Source organism: Myceligenerans pegani (assembly GCF_014892515.1).
Classification (GTDB): domain Bacteria; phylum Actinomycetota; class Actinomycetes; order Actinomycetales; family Cellulomonadaceae; genus Myceligenerans; species Myceligenerans pegani.
In genome coordinates, this window is the sequence record NZ_JADBGR010000056.1 from 41,675 (window position 1) to 61,908 (window position 20,234).

Annotated in this window: 17 protein-coding genes, 1 tRNA gene and 1 other RNA gene; 9 read left to right on the forward strand and 10 right to left on the reverse strand. The window is 71.6% G+C overall.

Features of this window, described 5'->3' with window-relative positions; genetic code table 11:
* Positions 1-58 precede the first annotated feature (58 nt).
* The 3 genes from IIE03_RS04985 to IIE03_RS04995 form a co-directional block, all read right to left on the reverse strand.
* Positions 59-1,213, reverse strand: coding sequence for an ABC transporter permease (locus IIE03_RS04985; RefSeq protein WP_192861651.1), 1,155 nt, complete (start codon positions 1,211-1,213; stop codon positions 59-61).
* Complete coding sequence (locus IIE03_RS04990; RefSeq protein ID WP_192861652.1) at positions 1,210-2,133, reverse strand: ABC transporter ATP-binding protein; 924 nt, start codon at positions 2,131-2,133, stop codon at positions 1,210-1,212. Before IIE03_RS04990 ends, IIE03_RS04985 begins: the two co-directional genes overlap by 4 nt.
* Positions 2,134-2,393: 260 nt before the next feature.
* Positions 2,394-4,028 carry a serine hydrolase domain-containing protein gene (locus IIE03_RS04995; RefSeq protein WP_192861653.1) on the reverse strand — a complete coding sequence of 545 codons (1,635 nt, stop codon included), beginning with the start codon at positions 4,026-4,028 and terminating at the stop codon, positions 2,394-2,396.
* 64 nt (positions 4,029-4,092) lie between these two features.
* Here IIE03_RS04995 and IIE03_RS05000 point away from each other — a divergent pair, with 64 nt between their 5' ends.
* From IIE03_RS05000 to IIE03_RS05010, 3 genes are all read left to right on the forward strand, one after another.
* Positions 4,093-5,001, forward strand: coding sequence for a hypothetical protein (locus IIE03_RS05000; RefSeq protein ID WP_192861654.1), 909 nt, complete (start codon positions 4,093-4,095; stop codon positions 4,999-5,001).
* A 162-nt stretch (positions 5,002-5,163) separates the two neighbouring features.
* A complete protein-coding gene (locus IIE03_RS05005) occupies positions 5,164-8,118 on the forward strand; it encodes a DNA polymerase III subunit gamma and tau (protein WP_192861655.1) in 2,955 nt (984 codons plus the stop codon).
* Positions 8,115-8,579 (forward strand): NUDIX hydrolase, encoded by a 465-nt coding sequence (locus tag IIE03_RS05010; RefSeq protein ID WP_192861656.1) that lies wholly within the window; start codon positions 8,115-8,117, stop codon positions 8,577-8,579. The genes IIE03_RS05005 and IIE03_RS05010 overlap by 4 nt, the downstream gene beginning before the upstream one ends.
* 55 nt (positions 8,580-8,634) lie before the next feature.
* Here IIE03_RS05010 and IIE03_RS05015 read toward each other — a convergent pair whose 3' ends face one another.
* Complete coding sequence (locus tag IIE03_RS05015) at positions 8,635-9,111, reverse strand: nitroreductase family deazaflavin-dependent oxidoreductase (protein ID WP_192861657.1); 477 nt, start codon at positions 9,109-9,111, stop codon at positions 8,635-8,637.
* A gap of 343 nt (positions 9,112-9,454) precedes the next feature.
* Here IIE03_RS05015 and IIE03_RS05020 point away from each other — a divergent pair, with 343 nt between their 5' ends.
* The 4 genes from IIE03_RS05020 to IIE03_RS05035 all read left to right on the forward strand — a co-directional run bounded on the left by IIE03_RS05020 (position 9,455) and on the right by IIE03_RS05035 (position 13,322).
* Complete coding sequence (locus IIE03_RS05020) at positions 9,455-11,197, forward strand: HNH endonuclease signature motif containing protein (protein WP_192861658.1); 1,743 nt, start codon at positions 9,455-9,457, stop codon at positions 11,195-11,197.
* A gap of 108 nt (positions 11,198-11,305) precedes the next feature.
* Positions 11,306-11,803 carry a VOC family protein gene (locus IIE03_RS05025; RefSeq protein ID WP_192861659.1) on the forward strand — a complete coding sequence of 166 codons (498 nt, stop codon included), beginning with the start codon at positions 11,306-11,308 and terminating at the stop codon, positions 11,801-11,803.
* Complete coding sequence (locus IIE03_RS05030) at positions 11,800-12,537, forward strand: ABC transporter ATP-binding protein (RefSeq protein WP_192861660.1); 738 nt, start codon at positions 11,800-11,802, stop codon at positions 12,535-12,537. The genes IIE03_RS05025 and IIE03_RS05030 overlap by 4 nt, the downstream gene beginning before the upstream one ends.
* Positions 12,534-13,322: an ABC transporter permease gene (locus IIE03_RS05035; RefSeq protein WP_192861661.1), complete on the forward strand. Its 789-nt coding sequence runs from the start codon at positions 12,534-12,536 to the stop codon at positions 13,320-13,322. The genes IIE03_RS05030 and IIE03_RS05035 overlap by 4 nt, the downstream gene beginning before the upstream one ends.
* Before the next feature lie 114 nt (positions 13,323-13,436).
* Here the strand turns inward: IIE03_RS05035 and ffs are convergent.
* Positions 13,437-13,533, reverse strand: an RNA gene (ffs, locus tag IIE03_RS05040) — signal recognition particle sRNA small type.
* 189 nt (positions 13,534-13,722) lie between these two features.
* On the opposite strand from ffs, the gene IIE03_RS05045 reads away from it, so the two are divergent.
* A tRNA-Ser gene (locus IIE03_RS05045) sits at positions 13,723-13,807 on the forward strand.
* Between the two features lie 183 nt (positions 13,808-13,990).
* On the opposite strand, the gene IIE03_RS05050 is transcribed toward IIE03_RS05045, so the two are convergent.
* Positions 13,991-14,446: a MarR family winged helix-turn-helix transcriptional regulator gene (locus tag IIE03_RS05050; protein WP_318842810.1), complete on the reverse strand. Its 456-nt coding sequence runs from the start codon at positions 14,444-14,446 to the stop codon at positions 13,991-13,993.
* Between the two features lie 58 nt (positions 14,447-14,504).
* On the opposite strand from IIE03_RS05050, the gene IIE03_RS05055 reads away from it, so the two are divergent.
* Positions 14,505-16,004, forward strand: coding sequence for an FAD-dependent monooxygenase (locus IIE03_RS05055; RefSeq protein WP_192861663.1), 1,500 nt, complete (start codon positions 14,505-14,507; stop codon positions 16,002-16,004).
* Positions 16,005-16,160: 156 nt separating this feature from the next.
* On the opposite strand, the gene IIE03_RS05060 is transcribed toward IIE03_RS05055, so the two are convergent.
* From IIE03_RS05060 to IIE03_RS05075, 4 genes are all read right to left on the reverse strand, one after another.
* Positions 16,161-16,835: a LytR C-terminal domain-containing protein gene (locus tag IIE03_RS05060; protein WP_192861664.1), complete on the reverse strand. Its 675-nt coding sequence runs from the start codon at positions 16,833-16,835 to the stop codon at positions 16,161-16,163.
* Positions 16,836-16,845: 10 nt separating this feature from the next.
* The gene (locus tag IIE03_RS05065; RefSeq protein WP_192861665.1) at positions 16,846-17,142 is read right to left on the reverse strand and encodes a type II toxin-antitoxin system VapB family antitoxin; all 297 of its coding nucleotides are present in this window, start codon (positions 17,140-17,142) and stop codon (positions 16,846-16,848) included.
* A gap of 199 nt (positions 17,143-17,341) precedes the next feature.
* Positions 17,342-19,021, reverse strand: a complete 1,680-nt coding sequence (locus tag IIE03_RS05070) for an ABC transporter permease (protein ID WP_192861666.1) — start codon at positions 19,019-19,021, stop codon at positions 17,342-17,344.
* The gene (locus IIE03_RS05075; RefSeq protein ID WP_192861667.1) at positions 19,018-20,049 is read right to left on the reverse strand and encodes an ABC transporter ATP-binding protein; all 1,032 of its coding nucleotides are present in this window, start codon (positions 20,047-20,049) and stop codon (positions 19,018-19,020) included. The genes IIE03_RS05070 and IIE03_RS05075 overlap by 4 nt, the downstream gene beginning before the upstream one ends.
* Positions 20,050-20,234: the final 185 nt, after the last annotated feature.

A 20,234-nucleotide genomic window follows, 5' to 3' on the forward strand; every position in this document is an offset into this window, starting at 1 on the left:
CCGACCGCCAAGGAACCAGCCGCCGGAGAGCTGGCCGCTGACCGGCAGGACCGGCCGCTCAGGCCACGCGGGTGCCCTTCGGCAGGACACCGGTCGGGATCCGCAGCCGGCGTACGGCGACGGCGACGCCCGCGCCCCCGAGCAGCAGGTCGAATCCGAGACCCCACGGCCACGCCATCCGGTCGGTGACCTCGGTCTCCTCGACGGGCGCGTCCGGGTCGGGCCCGTCGTACCCGGTCCAGCACTCGTTTCGCTCCGTGCTCTCGTCCGTCATCGCGTACCGCACGCCGTACTGCAGCATGGCGAGCAGGTTCATGTCGTCCATCTCGTCGATGTCCGCGGTCAGCGGCTGCGCGTCGGCCACGAGGACGAACGGATTTGGCGCGAGCATCCACCAGGTGCGCTCGTGATGCCAGACCGGGATCGTGTGCGTCTGCCACTCGCATCCCTCGGCGAAACCCGTCTCGCTGTCGTAGGACGTCTCCGCCCAGACGCGCACCTGGTCGTCCGTGGTGGTCAGCGGCGCCAGCAGCCCGAACAGGATCGGCAGCACGGCCGTGATGGTCCCGATCGTCAGGTAGGTGAGCACCGCGGCCGCGGACGGCTTGGTGACGATCGCCGAGAAGCCGAGCCCGATCGCGCATACGACGCCGAGCACCACGGCCAGCATGAACAGCGTGCCCACGAGAGCGAGTGCGGTGATTCCGCCGGCGAGCAGCGCCCACAGGATGAACGGCACGCTCGCCACGAGGAACGCGAGCGCCGCGAGCCAGGACGCGGCGAGCTTGCCGAGCACGATCTCCGCCGGGCTGAGCATCGTGACCTGCAGCGTCGCGAGGGTGCCCGCGTTTCGGTCGCCGTTGATCGCTCCGGACGAGAGCGTGGGGGCGACGAGCAGTCCGAGGAACAGCACGAAGAACACCACGATGCTGTAGATCATCCCGCCGAGGGGCTCGCCCGTTCCGGTGTAGTACGAGTCCCGCGCCTCGACGGTGAGCGCCCACGTGGTGAGCCCGGTGATCACGCCGACCACCACCACCCACAGCACGAGCGCCAGCTTCCACCGTGTCGACCGCACGCGCTGGCGCAGCTCCAGTCGCGTGACGGTGCGCAACCCGTGCCAGGAGAGGGACCAGGTCCCACGCTCGGCTCCGGCGGCCGCCGTCGTCCCCGTCGGCGCGGGCGCGCCCGCCTCCGTCGTCGTCCCGGTCATCGCCGTTCCTCCTCGAGCGCCAGGTACTTCTGTTCCAGCACGCCACCCGCCGGGGCGAGGCTCACCACGTCGACCCCGGCACGCACGGCGTCGCCGAGCAGGGCGGACGCCTCGGTCTCGTCGGACAGCGGGACGAGGACGCCCGCACCGTCGTCGGGCTCGACGACGTAGGTGACGCCGGCCTGGTCGAGATGCGCCACGAGCACGTCCCGGTCGAGGGCGCTGATGCGCCATTGACGGGTCTCGCCCGCCGACTCGATCGTTTCCGCGGCGACCGTTCGGCCGCGCGAGATGAAGACGGCGTCGTCGGCCATCTCGTCGAGTTCGGTCAGCACGTGCGAGGAGACGAGGACGGTCTTGCCCGCGGCGGCGAGCCGCCGCACCAGCACCCGCAGGTCGACGCGGGAACGGGGATCCAGGCCGGATGCCGGCTCGTCGAGCAGGAGCACCTCGGGATCGTGCACGAGGGCGCGCGCCAGGCCCAGGCGCTGCTTCTGCCCCCGGGAGAGCACGTGGGCGGGCTGGTCGGCGAGCTCGGAGAGATGCACCAGATCGAGAAGCTCGGCCGCGCGCCGTTCGCCGTCCCCCGCGGGGATCCGGTAGGCGGCGGCGACGGTGGTCAGCACCTCGCGGGCCGTCAAGGAGTCCCAGGTGCCGAACACGTCGGGCATCCAGCCGGTGCGCGAACGGGCCTGGTAGGTCTGGGTGACCGGATCGAACCCGGCCACGGAGACGGTACCCGCATCGGGGGTGAGCAGCCCGGCGAGCACGAGGAGAAGTGTCGTCTTGCCGGACCCGTTGGGCCCGATCAACGCCGTCACGCGACCGGGCGCGGCCACGAGGTCGACGTCGGCCACCGCCTGGACGCTCCCGAAGGACCGCCGCACGCCGTGCGCAGTTACTCCGCTGTCTGGGGACATGGTGCGAACGCTAGCGGCCACCACCGACACGAGCTACGAAAGTGCTCGTCGGAGGGCGAACTGTGGCCGAGTCGTGGCCGAGCGTCGGGCTGGGGCCGGCGGCCCGGTCGGGCCATGGGACGAAGGCGTCGGCCGTCGAGCCGCCTGGTCCGGCCACGAGACGGACACGTCGGCCCTCGAGCCGCCCGGTTCCGGTCACAGGGCGGACGCCTCGGCATTCGAACCGCCCCGTCGGGCCAGGGCCCCGCTCCAGTCGGCCGTCAGGCGGCCGCTTCCGGCTCGGTCGCCGTGCCGGTCGCGTCCAGCAGGTGGGTCTCGCCGAACGACACGTTCTGGTCGAGAGAGGCGGCCACGCGGTCGCCGTCGCCGTCGCCGTCGAATCGAAGCGTGAGCGTCCAGGCGAACGGCGTGCCGACGGCGATCATGCGCACCACCAGCGTGTCCGTCGCGGTCCAGGCGGCGGCACAGGCGAGCTCCTCCGGCCCGTCGGCGAGGTCGACCCGTTGCCGCACCCACTCGCCGTCCCCCAGCCCGAGCGTCCGTTCCGTGCCGCCGATCTCTTCGCGCAGGACCAGGCGGCCGTCGTCGTCCCGGCTCAGTTCCAGGGCCTCGAGGCCGCCGCTGTTCGGGCCCATGCGATAGGTCCTGCCGGTCGCCGACGTCGTGGGCCCGGTGTGCCCGCCGGCGGGCAGCGGGAGGTGCAGGTCCCAGGTGACGCCGTCGTCGGGCGGCACGATGCGCGACGACGGTCGCGGGCTGCCGTCCGGCGCGGGCGTTCCTTGCGCACCACCAGCGGGCTGCTCCGTCTCCCCCGCAGCGCCCGGCGACTCGGCGGCATCGAACGGGGCACCATCGAACGGCGGACCATCGAACGGCGCGATACCCCGTGCGACGGGCGGCAGCCCCGCCTCCCGCGCCGCGGCCGGGTCGAGCGTGGGGAGCAGGCCGTCCCACACGGCGTCCTGCACCGACTGCAGGTTCTGCAGGCCCGAGGTGATCGCGAGGACGACGTCGTGCTCGGGCCAGACGATCGCGTACTGGCCGAACGCGCCGTCGGCCCGGTACGCGCCGAACCGTGAGCGCCAGAACTGGTAGCCGTAGCCCTGACGCCACTCGGGCCAGTCGTCGTGGGTGCTGTCGATCTGGCGGGAGGTGGCGGCGTCGATCCACTCGGCCGGGACGAGCTGGGCGCCGTCCCACTGCCCGCGCCGGAGGCAGAGCTGCCCGAGCTTCGCCAGGTCCTCGGTGCGAACGCGCATCCCGTAGCCGCCGACGTCGAGACCGTCCGGGTCCTGTTCCCAGGTGGCGCCCTGGAAGCCGAGCGGCCCGAGGACGCGCTCGCCGAGGTAGTCGAGCAGCCGGCGGCCGGTGCGGCGCTGCACGGCGACGCCGGCGAGGTACGTGGCCCCGGTGTTGTAGACGAACCGCGAGCCCGGCTCGTACGGAACGGGCATGGCGAGGATCTGGCGGACCCAGTCGGCGTCGCGCAGCCCGAGGTTCGTGGGGACGATCGCCTCCATCGTCGACACGTCGTGGCCGGCGCTCATGGTCAGCAGGTGCCGGATCGTCATGGCACGCAGGTTGTCCGACCGCGAGTCGGGCGCCTCGGCGGCGAAGTGGTCCAGGACCTTGTCGTCCAGGCCGAGCAGCCCGTCCGAGATCGCGAGGCCGACGGCGAGGCTGGTGAAGCTCTTGCTCACGGAGAACATGACGTGCGGCGTGGCGGCGTCGTACGGCGTCCAGCAGCCCTCGGCGACGACGTTCCCGTGCCGCAGCAACATGAAGCTGTGCACCGAGTCCAGGCGGTCGAGGTTCTCCACCAGGCGGAGGACCGCCGCCGGGTTCAGTCCTTCGGCCTCGGGGCTGGAGCGAGGGAGGTCGCGCGTCGTCGTCACGTGTCGATGGTAGAGGCCTGGTGATTGTGGTCGGGCCCTCGTCACGGAGCGCTATACAGGGTTCATGGACCGGACCCCTCGCAAGCCAGACCCGCCGTCGGCCGGGCGCTCCCGGGGGCGAACGACCGGGCTGGTCATCGCCTGGACGCTGGCCGTGGTGATCGTGGTGCCCGTCGTGGCGGTCGTCGGATACGGGATCTATCTGGCGACGCCCCAGAACGGCGACCGGATCGCCGAGCGGGAGGCGGCCGACACTGCGGCGGTCATCGCCGACGAGGCCGTCGTTCCGCTCCACAACAGCAACGGCGTACTGCACGCCGAACAGATCGCCGAGAGCGTTTTCCTGGAGCAGCCGGACCCTCGGCTCGCCGACGAGCGGAACGCCGACGTCACCGTAGAGGTGCTGGGCTGGGACGGAACGACGAACGAGGCCGACGGCGCGCGGGTGGATGTCCGCATCGAGGTCGTCGTCCACGGTGGATCGGCCGGCGCCCTCTTCACTCGCGATCGTTCGGCGGGGCACGCCGTCCGGTGCTACCGGTTGACGGTCGGCTACTACGAGTACGACGAGGCCGCCGGCCTGGCCCCGATCGACTGCCCCGCGCCGGGATCGAGCGGTGAGTTCTCAACGGCACCGGATCCCGCGGCGCCCTGGAAGGTCGAGTCCGCCTCGTCGCCGAAGAACGAGAAGCGGCTGCTCGGTCTGCTCTCCGAGGCTGGTCCCGATTCGAACGAGGCGAGCGTGCTGGCGGCGCTGGAGGAAGCGTTCCCCGACCACACCGTGGCCGTGCGGCGCGAGGGAGACGAACTGGCCGCCTCGGTCATGGGGCCGGGGCACCGCGACTGCCTGGTGGGCGTACGGGTCGGAGACGACGAGCCGTTCCGCTACACGGACTTCCCGCGGGTGCAGCTCGAGATCGGCGAGCTCGGCTGCGTGCCTGGTTTGTACTGGTCGAACGTGACGGCGCACTGAGCCGCGCCGGGTGTCGACCGCCTCGCGTCGCCCTCTCCGGGAGTGGTAGGCGGCCCTGGCTGGTTCGCCCGGGATCCGGTCCCGGCACGCCTCTCGACGCGCAGCCCGCACGATTCGCCGCACCCTTCGTCAGTGTCGGTGTCCCCGTCTATCGTTGCTCGCGTGACCACCGCCTTGTATCGCCGCTACCGGCCCGACACGTTCGCCGACATGATCGGTCAGGAGCACGTGACGGGACCCCTCATGCAGGCGTTGCGCAGCGGGCGGGTCAACCATGCCTACCTGTTCAGCGGCCCGCGCGGGTGTGGCAAGACGACGTCGGCCCGGATCCTCGCGCGCACGCTGAACTGTCACCGCAACACCCCCGACAGTCCGCTCGACACCCCGTGCGGCGAATGCGAGTCGTGCGTCGAGCTGGCCCGCGGAGGATCGGGGTCCCTCGACGTCGTCGAGATCGACGCCGCCAGTCACAACGGCGTCGACGACGCCCGCGACCTGCGCGAGCGCGCCACCTTCGCCCCCGCTCGGGACCGGTACAAGATCTTCATCCTGGACGAGGCGCACATGGTGACGCCCCAGGGCTTCAACGCCCTGCTGAAGATCGTCGAGGAGCCCCCGCCGCACATCAAGTTCGTCTTCGCGACCACCGAGCCGGACAAGGTGATCGGCACCATCCGGTCCCGTACGCACCACTACCCGTTCCGGCTCGTCCCGCCGGACGTGCTGTCGCCCTACCTGGAGAAGCTGTCCGACGCGGAGGGCATCAAGGTCGGGTCCGGCGTGCTGCCTCTGGTGACGCGGGCCGGCGGCGGATCGGTGCGCGACTCGCTGTCCGTGATGGATCAGCTCATCGCCGGGGCATCGGGCGGCGAGGTCGGCTACGACCTGGCGGTCGGGCTCCTGGGCTACACGCACTCGTCCCTGCTGGACGACGTCGTGGATGCGCTGGCGGCACGCGACGGGGCATCGATCTTCCGGGTCGTGGACCAGATCATCGCCACCGGGCACGAGCCGCGGCGCTTCGTCGAGGACGTGCTCGAACGGCTGCGCGACCTCATCGTCATCGGCGTCTCCGGTGACGCCGCGGACGCCGTGCTGCGGGACCTTCCCGCCGACCAGCTCGAGCGGATGCGGGCGCAGGCGGGCCGGCTCGGCGTGGCCGAGCTGTCGCGCGCGGCCGATCTGGTCAACGCGGCGCTGACGGAGATGACGGGCGCGACGTCGCCGCGCCTGCATCTGGAACTGCTGTGCGCGCGGCTCCTGCTCCCCGGAGCCGACGACGGATCCGCCGGGCTCGCCGCGCGCATCGACCGGCTGGAACGCGGGGGGATCGCGGTCCAGGCCGGCGGGGGCAACACCACGCAGACGGCCGCGAGCACCGGAACCGAGCCGGTTCCTGCCGGAGACGTGGGCGGCGGGCTGACGGGCGCCGCGGCCGCGCGAGCTGTCGTCGAGGCGAACCGGGCGAGGAAGGGAGCGCCGGCGGGTGGAACGGCGGCGGGAGGCTCGTCATCGGGCGGGTCCGCGTCGGGCGGGTCCGCGCCGGGATCACCGGCGATAGGCGCGCCCGCCGGTCCGCCGGAGTCGGACGAGAGCGCCGCGACGGACCCTCAGGAGATGGCTTCCGCCCAGGCCACACCCGGGGCACGAGCCGAGGAGGCGGTCGCGCCGCGCTCTCAGAATGCCGTCGAGCAGGACCAGCCGGTGCGGGTGCCGGATCCCGCCCAGCCGTCCGAGGCGTCGGCGGAACAGGGGCGCCAGGAACCCGACCGGCCGGCCTCGTCCGAGCCGGCTCCGGCCGGCTCGGGCGCGATGACCACCGAAGAGGTGCGTCGACGCTGGCCGGAGGTGCTGGAGACGTTGTCGGCGGCGCGGGTCACGTGGTCGCTCGTCGGGCAGAACGCGCAGGTCGCGAGTCTTGATGCCGGGGTACTGAGGTTGGCTTTCCGCGCGGACGGCCTCGCTCGGGCCTTCGCGAACCCCCGCCACACGAGTGCCGTCGAGGAGGCCGTCTACCAGACCCTGGGCATCCAGGTGAGGGTGGAGGGCATCGTGGGCGAGGGCCCGGGCTCCGCCGGGGGCTCCGACCCCTCCGGCGGCGGGCCGGGCGGCAGCACCGGTCCGGCGGGCGGTCCGGGAAGCGGTTCCGGAGGGACCGGGGGTGGTCCCGGGTCGGACAGCGGCCCGTCCGGTCGTGCGGGGCAGCGCCGTACGACCGGTCCGCGGGCATCGACCGGTGCGGAGCACAACGGCCAGGGCTCACGAGGGTCGGTTGCGGACGCGGCTTCGTCGGCCGCGACGGGCATGCCCGCAGACTCCGACGGCTGGCCGGAGGTGCCGATTCCTGGTGTTCAGGCAAGCGAGGACACCAACGTGCCGTCCTCGACCGGCGGCTCGGGTGTCACCGAGGACGCGAGTGCTGCCGACATCCCCGGCTCGACCGGTGGCGGGAACGGCGGCGGAGGCACCGGCCCGGAGACGGTCGACGTGTGGGACACCACCGCGGTCCAGGCCAGGACCGCGAGCGGCGCACCAGGGGCGGTCGGCGGCCTCAGCGCGAACGATGGTTCCGGCGAGGGCGGATCGACCGCCGTCGCGGTGGCCGAGCGCACCGCACCGGTGTCGGCGCCCGCTCCGCCACCCCATCCTTCACCTGGCGCGTCGCCGGATCCGACGTCGACTCCTGACGGAGCGCGGCCGACACGCGGCAGAGCCGCGACGGCGAGCGCCGCACCGCCGGACGACGAGCCGATCCCGGAGCCTCCGCCCGGCTACGACGACGACCTCGAACGCAGCGGCGTCGGCGGAGCCACGTCGCCTCCTGTTCCTGAATCCGTCTACGCGACCCAGGAGCCACCGAGTCGGCTGACCGGAGCCGAGCGTGCCCGGGAGGCGCTGCGCCGGGCCCAGGCGGCACGCAATCCGGTCACCGGAGGCGCCGCCGGGCCGGCCGCGCAGGAGACGTCCGCCACCCCGGGCGCAGGGGGAGCCTCGTACGAGGAGCTCTCGGCCGACGACCCGGACCTCGAAACCGGCGGCAACGGGCTCGTCGGTGTGCCCCTGGTCGTGAAGGTGCTGGGCGGCACGGTCATCGACGAGAAGGTCGATCAGGCGTGACGGCCTCCGTGACCACGCTGCGGATCGTCGCGGCGGTCGTCGTCGGTGCAGACGGGCGTCACCTCTTGGTCCGCAAGCGCGGTACGACGTCGTTCATGCAGGTGGGCGGCAAGATCGAACCCGGCGAGGACCCGATGGCCGCGTTGTTGCGTGAGTTCGAGGAGGAGGTCGGGCTCGTGCTCGACCCTGCGCGCCCCGTGCCGCTCGGGAAGTTCGGCGCGCCCGCCGCCAACGAGCCGGATCATCGCGTCGATGCGCACGCCTTCGTGGTCCGGCTCGCGCCGGGCGAGCGCCCGCGGGCGCAGGCGGAGCTGGAAGAACTGAGATGGATCGATCCCGTGGCACCGATGACGCCGCACCCGATCGCGCCCCTCAGCTTCGACCTCCTGGCGGCGTGGCTCGACCGCGAGGCCGGCGGAGCATCGTCGGGGACGGCTCGGGAGGGAACGGCAACGACGTGAGCGGCCACGCCGCCCGGGCCGGCGACGCGACACGGTCTCCGGCGTCGTACGGCGATCAGGCCGGACGGAGCGCGATCATCGGCAGGACTTCGACGAGGCGGCGCCGATCGTCGTCGGTGCTCCGGTAGTCGAACTCGGCGAGCCTGGTGAGCAGCGGCCGGGCGACCAGCATCAGGAGCCGGTTGCGGCGCTCGTACCCGGCGAACACCGCGGCCGCCTCGTCGACCGGGACGATGCGGTACGACGCCGTTCGCGGGGTCCCCCCGAAGCTGACCTTCACGCCGCCGTCGGCCTGGACGTTCAGCAGCCAGTCGGAGTGGTGTCCGAAGCCGGACACGACGAAGGTCTCGCCCGTGGTCCGGTCGTAGTGCACGACCTCGACCACCGTGCTGAACGTGCGGCCGCTGCGCCGCCCGACATGCGTGAGCTGGACGAATCGATGCCCGAGGAGCCGGCCCAGGCGGTAGCGGTACAGCGCGTTCGGCACCGCGAACGCCCGCTTGAGCCAACCCGGGATCTCGTCGCTCGCCATACGCCCACCGTAGGGTGTCCGGCGCCGGCGGGCATGGCGGCGGCGCTCGGCGTCGACAGGCATGGTTGCGGCTCCCCGGCGCCGACTGGCGTGGCGGCTCACCGCGCCGACAGGCATGGCGGCCTGAGCCCGAGGTCACCCTCCGGCTGCCGCTCCTTCGCCAGAGAGGGGAGGCGACCCGAGGAGTACAGGTACTTGACGGTGGCGCACAGACGAGGACATCAATCTGTGGAAAATCCTTCTTGTACACAGATTCTGATCTTAGGAGGCATTCAGCCCTTGACCTCCGTATGATCAAACACGATAGCTAACAGGTCGATCTCGCCGACAGGGGGCAGGTGCCATGCACGACGGTTCGCGAATCGCGCGGCTGGTCGAGATGTCCCGTGCGGGCCTGGAGCGCAAGGAACCCACCAGCACCGGCCGGGCGTTGGACGCACTCGCCGCTCACGTTGCCGACCTGCCCGACGACGTCCTGGCAGACATGGTGCGCGCCGCGGCGAGCCTGGCCGGCTGGGCGGCAGGCGTGCAGGCGCGCGCCGCCGGTGAGTTGGTGCTGCGTTCGGAAGGATTCACCGGCTTCGAGCAGACGACCACGATGGTCTCCGGCGAACTGCGAGAGACCCGGAAGACCGGGCGTGCGATCACCGTGCGCGCCGCCGCCGGCCTGCGCCACCCGGTGGTGATCGACCACCTCGGCACCGGCCGCATCGACGCGCCACGGGCCGATGCCCTGTTGCTGGCCGGGCGCTCCCTGACCGACGAGCAGCGCGCCGGGGCGATCGAGGAGTTGCTGCCGATCGCCCCGGAGCGGTCTGCTCACTGGCTCGCGACCGAGATGCGGAAGCGGGCCCGGAGCCTGGACCCGGGCAAGGAGAGCAAGGCCGCCGCGGAGTCACGGGCGGTGTTCCACGACGTGTGCGAGGACGAGATGGGCACGTTGACCGCGTTCCTGCCCGCCGTGGACTCCGCGGCCGTGTGGGGCGTGATCGACGACCTCGCGCATCAGATGCGACGCACCGACGACTCCCGCACGCTGGGCCAGCTCCGCGCCGATGTGCTGACCTCCATCGTGACGGGCCGTCTCGTGCCTGAGCGCCGGGATCTGACGGACACGGGCATCCAGGACTCCGTCGACAGCCAGACCGGCGACTGCGGCCCGAGCAGCAACGCCGGCCAGGACGAGGACAACCACCAGAACGAGGACGGCGGGCGGAACGACGACGACCACCAGAACGACGACAGCCGCCACAACCACGATGACGGGCGAAGCGACGGCGGGCGGAGCGGCAATGCCGGCCACGACACCGAGCGCGACACCGAGCGCGACACCGAGCGCGACGAGTGGCCGATCGTGCGGCTGACGCCTACCCGCCCGGTCGTGCGCGTCACCGTCCCGCTGGACGCCTTGCGCACCCACGCCGGCACGAGCGGTACACCGGATGCGGCCGGCGCTCCCCAAGACGAATCACCGCAAGTCGGATCACCGGAGACCACAGCTGATGCCGATGGCGATGCCGACGTCGGCGGCGGAGCCGCGTGGCTGGACGGCTTCGGCCCGCTCAGCGCCATCACCGGCGCCCGGGTCGCCTTCGACCCGGACTCCACCTGGTATCGCTTGGTGACCGACCCGGTCACCGGCGTCCTGACCGATTACTCCACCCGCGCCTACCAGCCTCCGAAGCCCTTGGCCGACGCCGTGCGCCTCCGCGACGCCACGTGTCGCGGGCCCGGCTGCCAGATCGACGCCCGGTGGTGCGATCTCGACCACATCGACCCCTACGACAAGGGGCACCATTACGCGCCGGGCGAGCCAGGCCAGACCCGCGCCGACAACCTCCATGCCCTGTGCCGCACCCACCACCGGCTGAAGACGAGGTACGGCTGGCGAGTACATCGTGATCCCGAGTCCGGGATCACGTACTGGACGGCGCCCACCGGCCACCGCTACACGAAGGCCCCCACCAGCACCGACCCGGACCCCACGAGCTTCAAGGAGTACATCAAGGCCAGGACCACCATCCCGCCGGAGCCGCGACCCGACCTCGCCGATCGCCCGGAGACGCCCGAGGACCCGCCCTTCTGATACGTAGGCGTGGCGTCGACGCGTTCGCCTCGTAGGTCCGGCCGCATCGAAAAAGGGGAGCGCATCGTCCCGTAGAAGCCCGCGGTCACCACCTGCAAGGATGGGCCTATGAGTCGCGGGAGGCTGCATCACGTCGAGCTCTGGGTACCCGACCTGACGCGAGCCGAGCGTGCCTGGGGCTGGCTCCTGGGCCGCCTCGGCTACGTCGAGCACCAGCGCTGGTCGAACGGCGTCAGCTGGATCCTCGACGGCACCTATGTCGTCGTCGAACAGAGCCCTGCCCTCTCCGGCCCGCTCCACGACCGGCGGCGCCCCGGCCTGAACCACCTCGCGTTCCACGGCGGGCACAGGGCCGACGTCGACGAGATCGTCGCCGAGGCGGACTCGCACGGCTGGACCCTGATGTTCCACGATCAGCACCCGTTCGCGGGCGGGCCCGACCACTACGCCGCCTACCTCGAGAACGAGGACGGCTACGAGGTGGAGGTCGTGGCCGAGGACGCCGCTCCGACCGACGACACCGCTCCAGCCGAGAACCCGGCCGAGAGCATCGCTCCGGCCGAGAACGGCACGTCGGCCGAGGGCGCCGTTTTCGAGGCGCCATGACCCCGGTCCTCGAGCTCGACCACGTCTCGCACTCGTTCGGCGCCCGCGTCGCCCTCGACGGGTTCTCGATCGCCGTCCACCCCGGCGAGGTCGTCGCCATGATCGGCTTCAACGGCGCCGGCAAGACGACGGCGATGCGCGTCCTGGCCGGGCGGCTCCGCCCCGGCAGCGGCACGCCCAAACTCTTCAGCCACGACCCGCGCGACCTGCCCGAACACGCCGCACGCCGGTTCGGCCACCTCGTCGATGCCCCGCTCGCCCACCCGGATCTCACCGTCACGGAGAACATCCGCTCCGCCGCCCGCCTCCACGGCCTCGACCGCACTGCCGCCGACCAGGCCACCACGACCGCCGTCGGGCACCTCGCGCTGGAACCCTGGGCGGACGCCCGATCCCGCACCCTCTCCCAGGGCAATCGGCAGCGCCTCGGGATCGCGTGCGCGACCGTCCACTCCCCTGAAGCCGTCGTGCTCGACGAACCCACCAGCGCCCTCGACCCGCGCGGGGTGGTCGTCGTGCGCGACCTGATCCGCGAGCTCGCCGCACGCGGCGCGGCGATCCTGGTCTCCAGCCATCACCTCGACGAGGTCTCGCGGATGGCGGACCGGATCGTCGTCGTGCACGACGGCCGCGTCGTCGGCGAGCTCGAACCCGGCGGAACCGATCTCGAACGCCGCTTCTTCGACGTGGTGCACGACGCCGACACGCACTCCCACCCGGAGCCCGCCCCATGAGCAACTTCGCCGCCGCGTGGGAGACCGAATGGCTCCTGTGCAGGCGCTCCACGATCGTCCGCCTCGCCACTGCGCTCCTTCTGCTCGTGATCCCCGCCGGCTCCGTCGGAGCCGTGGCGCTCGCCCGCGCCGACGTCGCGGCCACGATCACCACCGCGAAGTTCACCCCGTACGCGTCCGGCCCGCTCGCCGAGACCCACGTCCTCGTCGCGGCGCAGATCCTGTCCGTCGCGCTCCTGATGGCCGGCGGCTTCGCGATGGCCTGGACGTTCGGCCAGGAGATCGCCACGGGACTGGCCGGCGCCCGCACGGGGATGACGACGTCGCGTTCCAGCGTGGCGCTCGCCAAGGTCCTCGTGCATCTCACGTGGCTGGCCGGCTGCGTGGCCGGCGTCGTCGGGCTGACAGTTGCGGCGTCGGCGCTCGTCTGCGCCGTGACGGGTCAGGTGTTCGACGACGGCGTCTGGAACCGGGCGGGTCTCGCCCTCGTCGTCGGGTTGCTGTCGGCGGGGCTCACGATCCCGTTCGGCTGGGTCGCGACGCTCACGCGCAGCCCGCTCGGCACGATCGGGGCGCTGATCGGGGTCGTCGTGGTGACACAGCTCGTCACCGCGCTCGGCGGGGGTCCGTGGTTCCCGTATGCGGCGCCGTCGCTCTGGGCGGAGATGGGCGGGGTCGAGGCCGCGGCCGACATCGGGCTGCCGCAGTTGCTCCTGACCGCGGCGGTGCTACCGGCGGGCGCGGCGGCTACCGTCTATGCGTGGCGGCGTCTCGACGACGTCTGACGGGCGGAGGGCAGGGCCCGAACAACGCCGGGGTGGTGGTCCGAACGCTACGGCGGAACGACGCCGCCTTCGACCGCTCCGCGGGCGGACCGGGCACGCTTCACACTCGGAGACAGCAAGGACCCCTCGCACACCCATCAGAGCTCACTTACCCTTGCTGCCTTCCGGCCCTGGGGGAGTTCGGCGAGGTGATGCCGCACGAGGGGTCTGCCCCCAGCCTAACGGAGGCAACCCTCGAATCCCGAATCGTGCGCTCTCATCCGCCCGACCACGGGCGAACGACTACGTCACACCACCGCAACCCGCTTTCGATTCGGCCGCAGCCCCTCCGGTCCGGTATCCTCGTCAGGCCGTTCCCGGTACACATTCATGTGGTCGGGCCGGTCGCCCCACGGGGCGAGGAGGATTCGCCTAGCGGCCTATGGCGCACGCTTGGAAAGCGTGTTGGGTTCACGCCCTCGGGGGTTCGAATCCCCCATCCTCCGCAGTGTGATGACGCGGGACATCGTTCATAGATGTCCCGCGTCGTCGTACGTCCGGAAGCCGTTGCCCCCCGTCGTGGGTTAGCGGCCAGAAAGTGTGTCTGTCTCGGGCGTGTCGCCGCGCTCCGGCGGTCCAGCCGGCGACCTCAAGCTGGTCGCGTCGGCAGGACCGTTCCGGCCATCGCCTCACCCCTCCGCCGCTCGCGCGTTGATCCGCGAGAGAACCTGTTCGAGCACGTCCAGTTCGTCCGGCTCGATCAGGTCGAAGAAGTACCTGCGCACCGCCGCGAGGTGGTTCGCACCGGCGGTCACCAGGACCTGTGCCGCCTCAGCGGTGAGCGCGATGACCTGGCCGCGCCCGTCGTCGGCAGCTTCGCGTCGCGAGACGAGCCCGCGCCCGGCCATCCGGGTCACGTGCTTGGACAGGCGCGCCTTGTCCCAGCCGATCGCGGCGGCCAGGTCCCGAGCGCGCAGTTCCCCGCCCGGCGCCTGGCCGAGGCGAGCCAGCACCTCGAAGTCGCTGACGGAGAGCCCGTCCTCGGCGAGGCCGCGCGCGAGCACGGCCTCCAGGTCGCGCCGCATCGTCACGAATGCCGACCAGGTGCGCTGCTCGCGCTCGTCCAGCGAAGCCTGTGGATTCACGTGCACCACCCTAGCAACATGGTTGCCATGGCAACCATGTTGCGCTTTGCTGGTTGCCATGGCAACCAAATCGCCGGAACCCACGACACCCACGACTGGCCCCGCACTCTCCCTCACCTCCTCGGCGAGGCCGGCGACGACCTCGGTCATCGTCGTCGGCGCAGGCCCTACCGGCCTCCTCCTGGCCGGCGACCTCACCGAGGCCGGACTCGACGTCACCGTCGTCGAGAAGCGTCCGGCCGAGCTGTCCAACCTCTCGCGCGCCTTCGGCGTCCACGCCCGAACCATGGAGGTGCTCGACATGCGCGGCCTCGCCGAGGAGGTGCAGTCGTACACCACCTACAAGATGGACAAGGTGGCCGCGTTCGGTAATGCCGAGCTCGACCTCTCCCAGCTCCCGACCGCCTTTCCCTACCTGCTCGTCTGCCCGCAGCCCTACGTCGAGCGCGTCCTCCGTGACCGGCTCGACCGTCTCGGCGTCGCCGTCCGCCACGACACCGAGGTCACCGGTCTCGACCAGGACACGGACGGCGTCTCCCTCACCGTGATCGGGCCCGGTGGCGAGGCCGCCACGCTCCGCGCCGACTATGTCGTCGGCTGCGACGGGGTCCGCTCGACCGTCCGCGACCTGATCGGTCTCCCGTTCCCGGGTGGCCCGGTCATGCGCGGCATCATGCTCGCGGACGTCGAGCTCGCCGAGCCGCCCGAGAAGCCGACCGTCCACACCAACCGCCACGGCTTCGCGTTCATCGCACCCTTCGGCGACGACTACTGGCGCCTGACCGCCTGGAGCCGCGTCGACCAGGCCGACGACGACGCCCCGCTCTCACTCGCACAGATCTCCGCCGCCGCGCGCCAGGCGTTCGGCACCGACTACGGAATGCACTCGCCGCGCTGGATCTCGCGGTTCCATTCGGACGAGCGGCAGGTTCCCCGGTATCGGGTCGGCCGCGTCTTCCTCGCCGGCGACGCCGCCCACTGCCACACCCCGGCCGGCGGCCAGGGCATGAACACCGGGATGCAGGATGCCGCCAACCTGTCGTGGCGGCTCGCCGCGGTCGCCCGCGGCGCCGGCCCCGGCCTGCTCGACGACTACGACGCCGACCGCCACCCCGTGGGCGCCGAGGTGCTGAGGTCCAGCGGGCGCATGGCGCGCATCGCGACCCTCCACTCCCGCCTCGCCGTCGCGGTGCGCGGCATGGTGGCACCCCTGGTGCTCGGCTCGGCCACCGTCACGAGGATCGCGACCATGCAGATCTCGGGGCTCGGCATCACCTACGGCCGCGGCCCGGGCGACACGAAGGAGGTCGGTAGCCGCGTCCCGGACCGCGAGTTCCCGGACGGATCGCGGCTGTTCGAGCACCTCCGGAACGGCCGATTCGCGGTGCTCGGCGGCAGCGCACTCCCCGGATGGGGCGGTCGCGTGGCGTTTCTCCCGGCGCCCGACCGTCGGGCCACACTCGTGCGGCCCGACGGCTACGTCGGGTGGGCCGGAGCGCCGGATCCCCGGGACATCGAGGAGGCCCTCCGCACCTGGTGCGGCGAACCGTCGGCGTGACGACGCGATCTCCGCGCAGCAGGGCCCGCCGTCGTCCGCGAGGAACGCGCGCGACGGCGCCCGCTCGCAGTCAGCCCAAGGGGCACCCGCACAGCCACCCAGCCGCAGTCACCCGACCGCAGCAGGGCAATCGAGCCGCGAGAACACCCCTCGCGATCAGCCCTGCTCGGCCTCGGCTCCGCCCGCGGCCTGCATCTCCAGCGACAACGCCCGCTTCTTCGGCGTGATCTCGTCGGCCGGCACGCAGCCGTCGACGTTCTCGAGCGGCTCGTCCACCGGAGGCACGTCGTCGACGTCGACGGGCCTGTCGTACTCCTCACCGATGAGGAGGTCGACCTTCGCCCCGGTGCGGTCGTCCATGACCATGCGGATCGACGGAAACTGCGCCGCGAGCGTGTAGGCGTGCACGATGCCCTTCGCCCCGAAGCGCAGCTCGGAGACCTCGAGCCGGCCCTCCTCGGGCATCGTGCCCAGCTCGAGCACGGTGAAGCCCCGGCTGACGAGCACGTCCTCGAACGCCTTCGCCACGCCCTGGTTGTCCGATGCGTTCAGCGAGTTCACCTCGACGTCGGCGTACGGCAAGGGCAGTGCGCCGTCGGGCTGTCCCTCCACCTCGGGCAGGCACGGCGCCGGGACCTCCTCCTGCTGTGACACGCCCACCACCGTGAACTCGCGCTGGAAGGGGCCGACGAGCGAGCCGGTGTACATCGCCAGTGCGAAGATCCCGGCGACCGCCAGGAAGGCGATGATCACACCGAACACGACGGCCTGGCGCTCGTGCTGGCGACGACGCCGGGCGACACGCGCCTCGTCGTAGGAAGGGTCTGTCACGTAGGAAAACCTAACCGATCGTGAGGACGCGCGCGTGCAGCACGGGGCGCTGCTGCAATGCCGCACGCACCGCGCGATGGAGCCCGTCCTCGAGGTAGAGGGTGCCCTCGTACTCGACCACGTGAGCGAAGAGGTCGCCGTAGAACGTGGAGTCCTCCGCGAGAAGGGTCTCCAGGTCCAGCGTGCGCTTGGTGGTCACGAGTTCGTCGAGGCGGACCTGCCGGGGAGGGACGTCGACCCAGTCCCGGGTGCGAGTGCGCCCGTGGTCGGGGTAGGGACGGCCGCCCCCGACGGCCTTGAAGATCATGGCTGAAATCCTAGAGTTCGACGACGATCATGGCGGCTGGACAGCCTATCGAAACGGTCACATCACTCAAAGTCCGTGCTGTATGCACATCTTCTTCTCGTACGTCTTGTCGGGCGTTCACACCATGACATGCCCGACGACGGCCGGGGGTGCACCCCCGCCGGGATGCGCGCCCGCGACCGCCGTCGGACACCTCACGTCAGACCGCCGGGATGTCCCGTCGCCGGAACCCGAGGAACGCGAGTCCGAACAGGACGACGACGGCGACGCCGAGGCCGATCATGTGCGAGGGCTCCGGGCTCTCGACGAACGCCTCGGGCACCCAGTACAGCGGGTTGGCGTAGTTCGCCGCCTCGGGAAGGTCCTCGATAAGGCTGCCGAACATGCCGATCACGAAGCCGTACACCAGCAGCAGCCACCCTAGCCCGGTCGCTTTCGGGAACCACGCGTACAGGACCGCGGTGAACCCGAGGTAGCAGAGCGCCGCCGGGAGGTACGGCCAGAGCACCTCCGTGTAGTCGCCGAACGAGAAGGTCTCGTCGCCGACCGCGACTCCCCCGGCCCACATCGCGTAGACCGTGACGGCCGTCATCACCACGGTCCCGATGCCGGCGACCAGGAGCTGCGCGCCGTACCAGGTGGACCGTGCCAGGGGCCGTGCGAGCACGATCTCGGCACGTCCCGCGGACTCCTCGGCCTTCGCGCGGCCGCCCATGACGATCGCGTACGCGGCGACGCAGAGGATCCCGTACAGCAGCATGATGCCGAGGAACGCGGTGACGAAGCCGTCCGGGTCGTTGCCGAAGACCGCGCCCACCAGGGGGTTGCTCTCCACCATGTCGCGCATCAGGTCTGCGATGTCGGGAAGCATCGTTCCGGTCGCGAACCACATGAGCCCCAGGCCGAGCGAGCACCAGAACAGGGCCCAGCGCTGCTGCCGCCACGCGAGTGCGACCGGACCGGCGAGCGAACCCCCGGCCTCCGCGCGGCCGGCGCGCTCCGCGAGCATGCCCCCGCCGAAGTCCCGCCGCGACGCCAGGAACGACCCGAGCAGCAGCAAGAGCACGATGACCGCGACGGACAACAACGCCGGCCACCAGATCAGGTCGACGAACGGCCGCATCTGCTGTGCCCAGGCGAACGGGGACGACCAGGACAACGGGCTCCCGTGCGTCTCCATCATGTCGCCGGCTGCCCGCGCGAAGAACGCCGCGCCGAGCACCGCCATGCTGAGGCCGATCGCGCCCCGGCCATGCACGGTGAGCTGCGCGAAGACGAAGGCGACCACGCCGAAGACCATCGATGCCAGAGCCACCCCGACGGTCAGGCCGAAGGAGTCGGCGACGGTCACGTACTCTCCGCCGATCGCCACGATGATCCCGGCCGAGAACACCGCGATCAGCGCGTTCACGAGGGTCAGCGTGGCGATCGCCGCGACGGCCGGCGCATGCCGCCCGACGACGTTCGCCCGCACCAGCTCGGACCGGCTCGACTCCTCCTCGGTCCGGGTGTGCCGCACCATGTGCAGGATGCTCATCACGCCGAGTGCGATCACCCACCAGGTGATGCCCTCGTTCGCCACGGCGCGCTCCGGCGTGTAGTCCTCGACGCCGTAGCCCGGTCCACCCATCGCGATCCCGCTGGGCGTCTCCATGAGCGCGGCCCGGCCTGCCATCGCCTCCGCGTCGAAGGTCCCCAGCGCGGCCATGAAGTACAGGTAGAACGCCACGATGCTGAACGTCCACCAGAAGATCCGCACCCGGTCCCGGCGCAGGATGAACCGGATCATCCGTCCGGTGCCGGTCAGCGTGGACCCGAAACGGGCCCTTCCGATCGTGGGCACCGCCGGCCCGGCCGGAGCGGTCGCCACCGCGCTCATCGCACACCCGCCTTCTTCGCCGCGCGCCGGGCGGCCTTGCGTGCCGCACGGTCCGACGGCACGCCGTCGGCCGCCACCTCGGCCGCGACCTCGTCGGCCTCGATGACGTCGCCGTAGTGCCGCATGAACAGTTCTTCCAGCGATGGCGGCGTGACCGTGATGCTGTGCACGCCCAGCGCGGTGACGGCCCTGAGCACACCGGCGATGTCGGCGTTGTCGGCGTCGAAGGTGACCCGCGTGCCGCCGTCGTGCGCCGTGACCTGGAGGTCGTTGACCGCGTCGAGCCGGGCGAGGGGCGCGGGGTCGGACCCGACCACGGCGGTCACGTTCGACCGCGTGAGGTGGCGCAGCTCGTCGAGCGTGCCGTGCTCGACGGCAGTGCCGTTGCGGATGATCGTGACGGTGTCGCACACCTTCTCGACCTCGCTGAGGATGTGGCTCGACAGGAGCACGGACCTGCCCGCCTCCTTGGCCTCGCGCACGTAGTCCGTGAAGACGGACTCCATGAGCGGGTCGAGGCCCGCCGTGGGCTCGTCGAGGATGTAGAGGTCGGCGTCGGAGAGGAAGGCGGCGACCAGGGCGACCTTCTGCCGGTTGCCCTTGGAGTAGGTGCGTGCCTTCTTCCGCGGGTCGAGCTCGAAGCGCTCGAGGAGCTCGGCCCTGCGGGCGCGCAGCGCCTTCTTGTCGGCCGTGCCGCGCAGGCGGGTGAGGTAGTCGATGCACTCCCCGCCGGTCAGGTTGGGCCACAGGCTGACGTCGCCCGGGACGTAGGTGATGTGCCGGTGCAGTTCGACCGCGTCGTGCCAGACGTCGCGCCCGAACATGCGGGCCACGCCCGCGTCGGACCGCAGCAGCCCCAGCAGGACGCGGATGGTGGTGGACTTGCCGGCGCCGTTGGGTCCCAGGAATCCGGCGACCTCGCCGGTGGGGACGGTCAGGTCGAGGCCGTCGAGGGCCTTCACGGAGCCGAAGGACTTGTCGAGGCCCGCGATCTCGATCGCGGGCACGCCGGAGGAAACAGTGGTCATCAGATGCTCGCTCTCTGGTTGTCGGTACCAGTTCACGCCAGTGGGGGCCGCGTGCCCGCGGTGTGCGGACGCGGCATGCGGAAAGGACGGCGGCGAGCGTGGCGACGGCGCGGGCGGTGATCGGTCCGATCAGGATCGATCGGCAGATCGATGTGCCGATCGTTCGGGGACGGACCGATCGCCCG

Bases quoted from the DNA above. Each gene is read 5' to 3' on its own strand.
- IIE03_RS04985 (WP_192861651.1), bottom strand. From the start codon at position 1,213: ATGACCGGGACGACGACGGAGGCGGGCGCGCCCGCGCCGACGGGGACG.
- IIE03_RS04990 (WP_192861652.1), bottom strand. From the start codon at position 2,133: ATGTCCCCAGACAGCGGAGTAACTGCGCACGGCGTGCGGCGGTCCTTC.
- IIE03_RS05000 (WP_192861654.1), top strand. From the start codon at position 4,093: ATGGACCGGACCCCTCGCAAGCCAGACCCGCCGTCGGCCGGGCGCTCC.
- IIE03_RS05015 (WP_192861657.1), bottom strand. From the start codon at position 9,111: ATGGCGAGCGACGAGATCCCGGGTTGGCTCAAGCGGGCGTTCGCGGTG.
- IIE03_RS05020 (WP_192861658.1), top strand. From the start codon at position 9,455: ATGCACGACGGTTCGCGAATCGCGCGGCTGGTCGAGATGTCCCGTGCG.
- IIE03_RS05025 (WP_192861659.1), top strand. From the start codon at position 11,306: ATGAGTCGCGGGAGGCTGCATCACGTCGAGCTCTGGGTACCCGACCTG.
- IIE03_RS05030 (WP_192861660.1), top strand. From the start codon at position 11,800: ATGACCCCGGTCCTCGAGCTCGACCACGTCTCGCACTCGTTCGGCGCC.
- IIE03_RS05035 (WP_192861661.1), top strand. From the start codon at position 12,534: ATGAGCAACTTCGCCGCCGCGTGGGAGACCGAATGGCTCCTGTGCAGG.
- IIE03_RS05055 (WP_192861663.1), top strand. From the start codon at position 14,505: ATGGCAACCAAATCGCCGGAACCCACGACACCCACGACTGGCCCCGCA.
- IIE03_RS05065 (WP_192861665.1), bottom strand. From the start codon at position 17,142: ATGATCTTCAAGGCCGTCGGGGGCGGCCGTCCCTACCCCGACCACGGG.
- IIE03_RS05070 (WP_192861666.1), bottom strand. From the start codon at position 19,021: ATGAGCGCGGTGGCGACCGCTCCGGCCGGGCCGGCGGTGCCCACGATC.
- IIE03_RS05075 (WP_192861667.1), bottom strand. From the start codon at position 20,049: ATGACCACTGTTTCCTCCGGCGTGCCCGCGATCGAGATCGCGGGCCTC.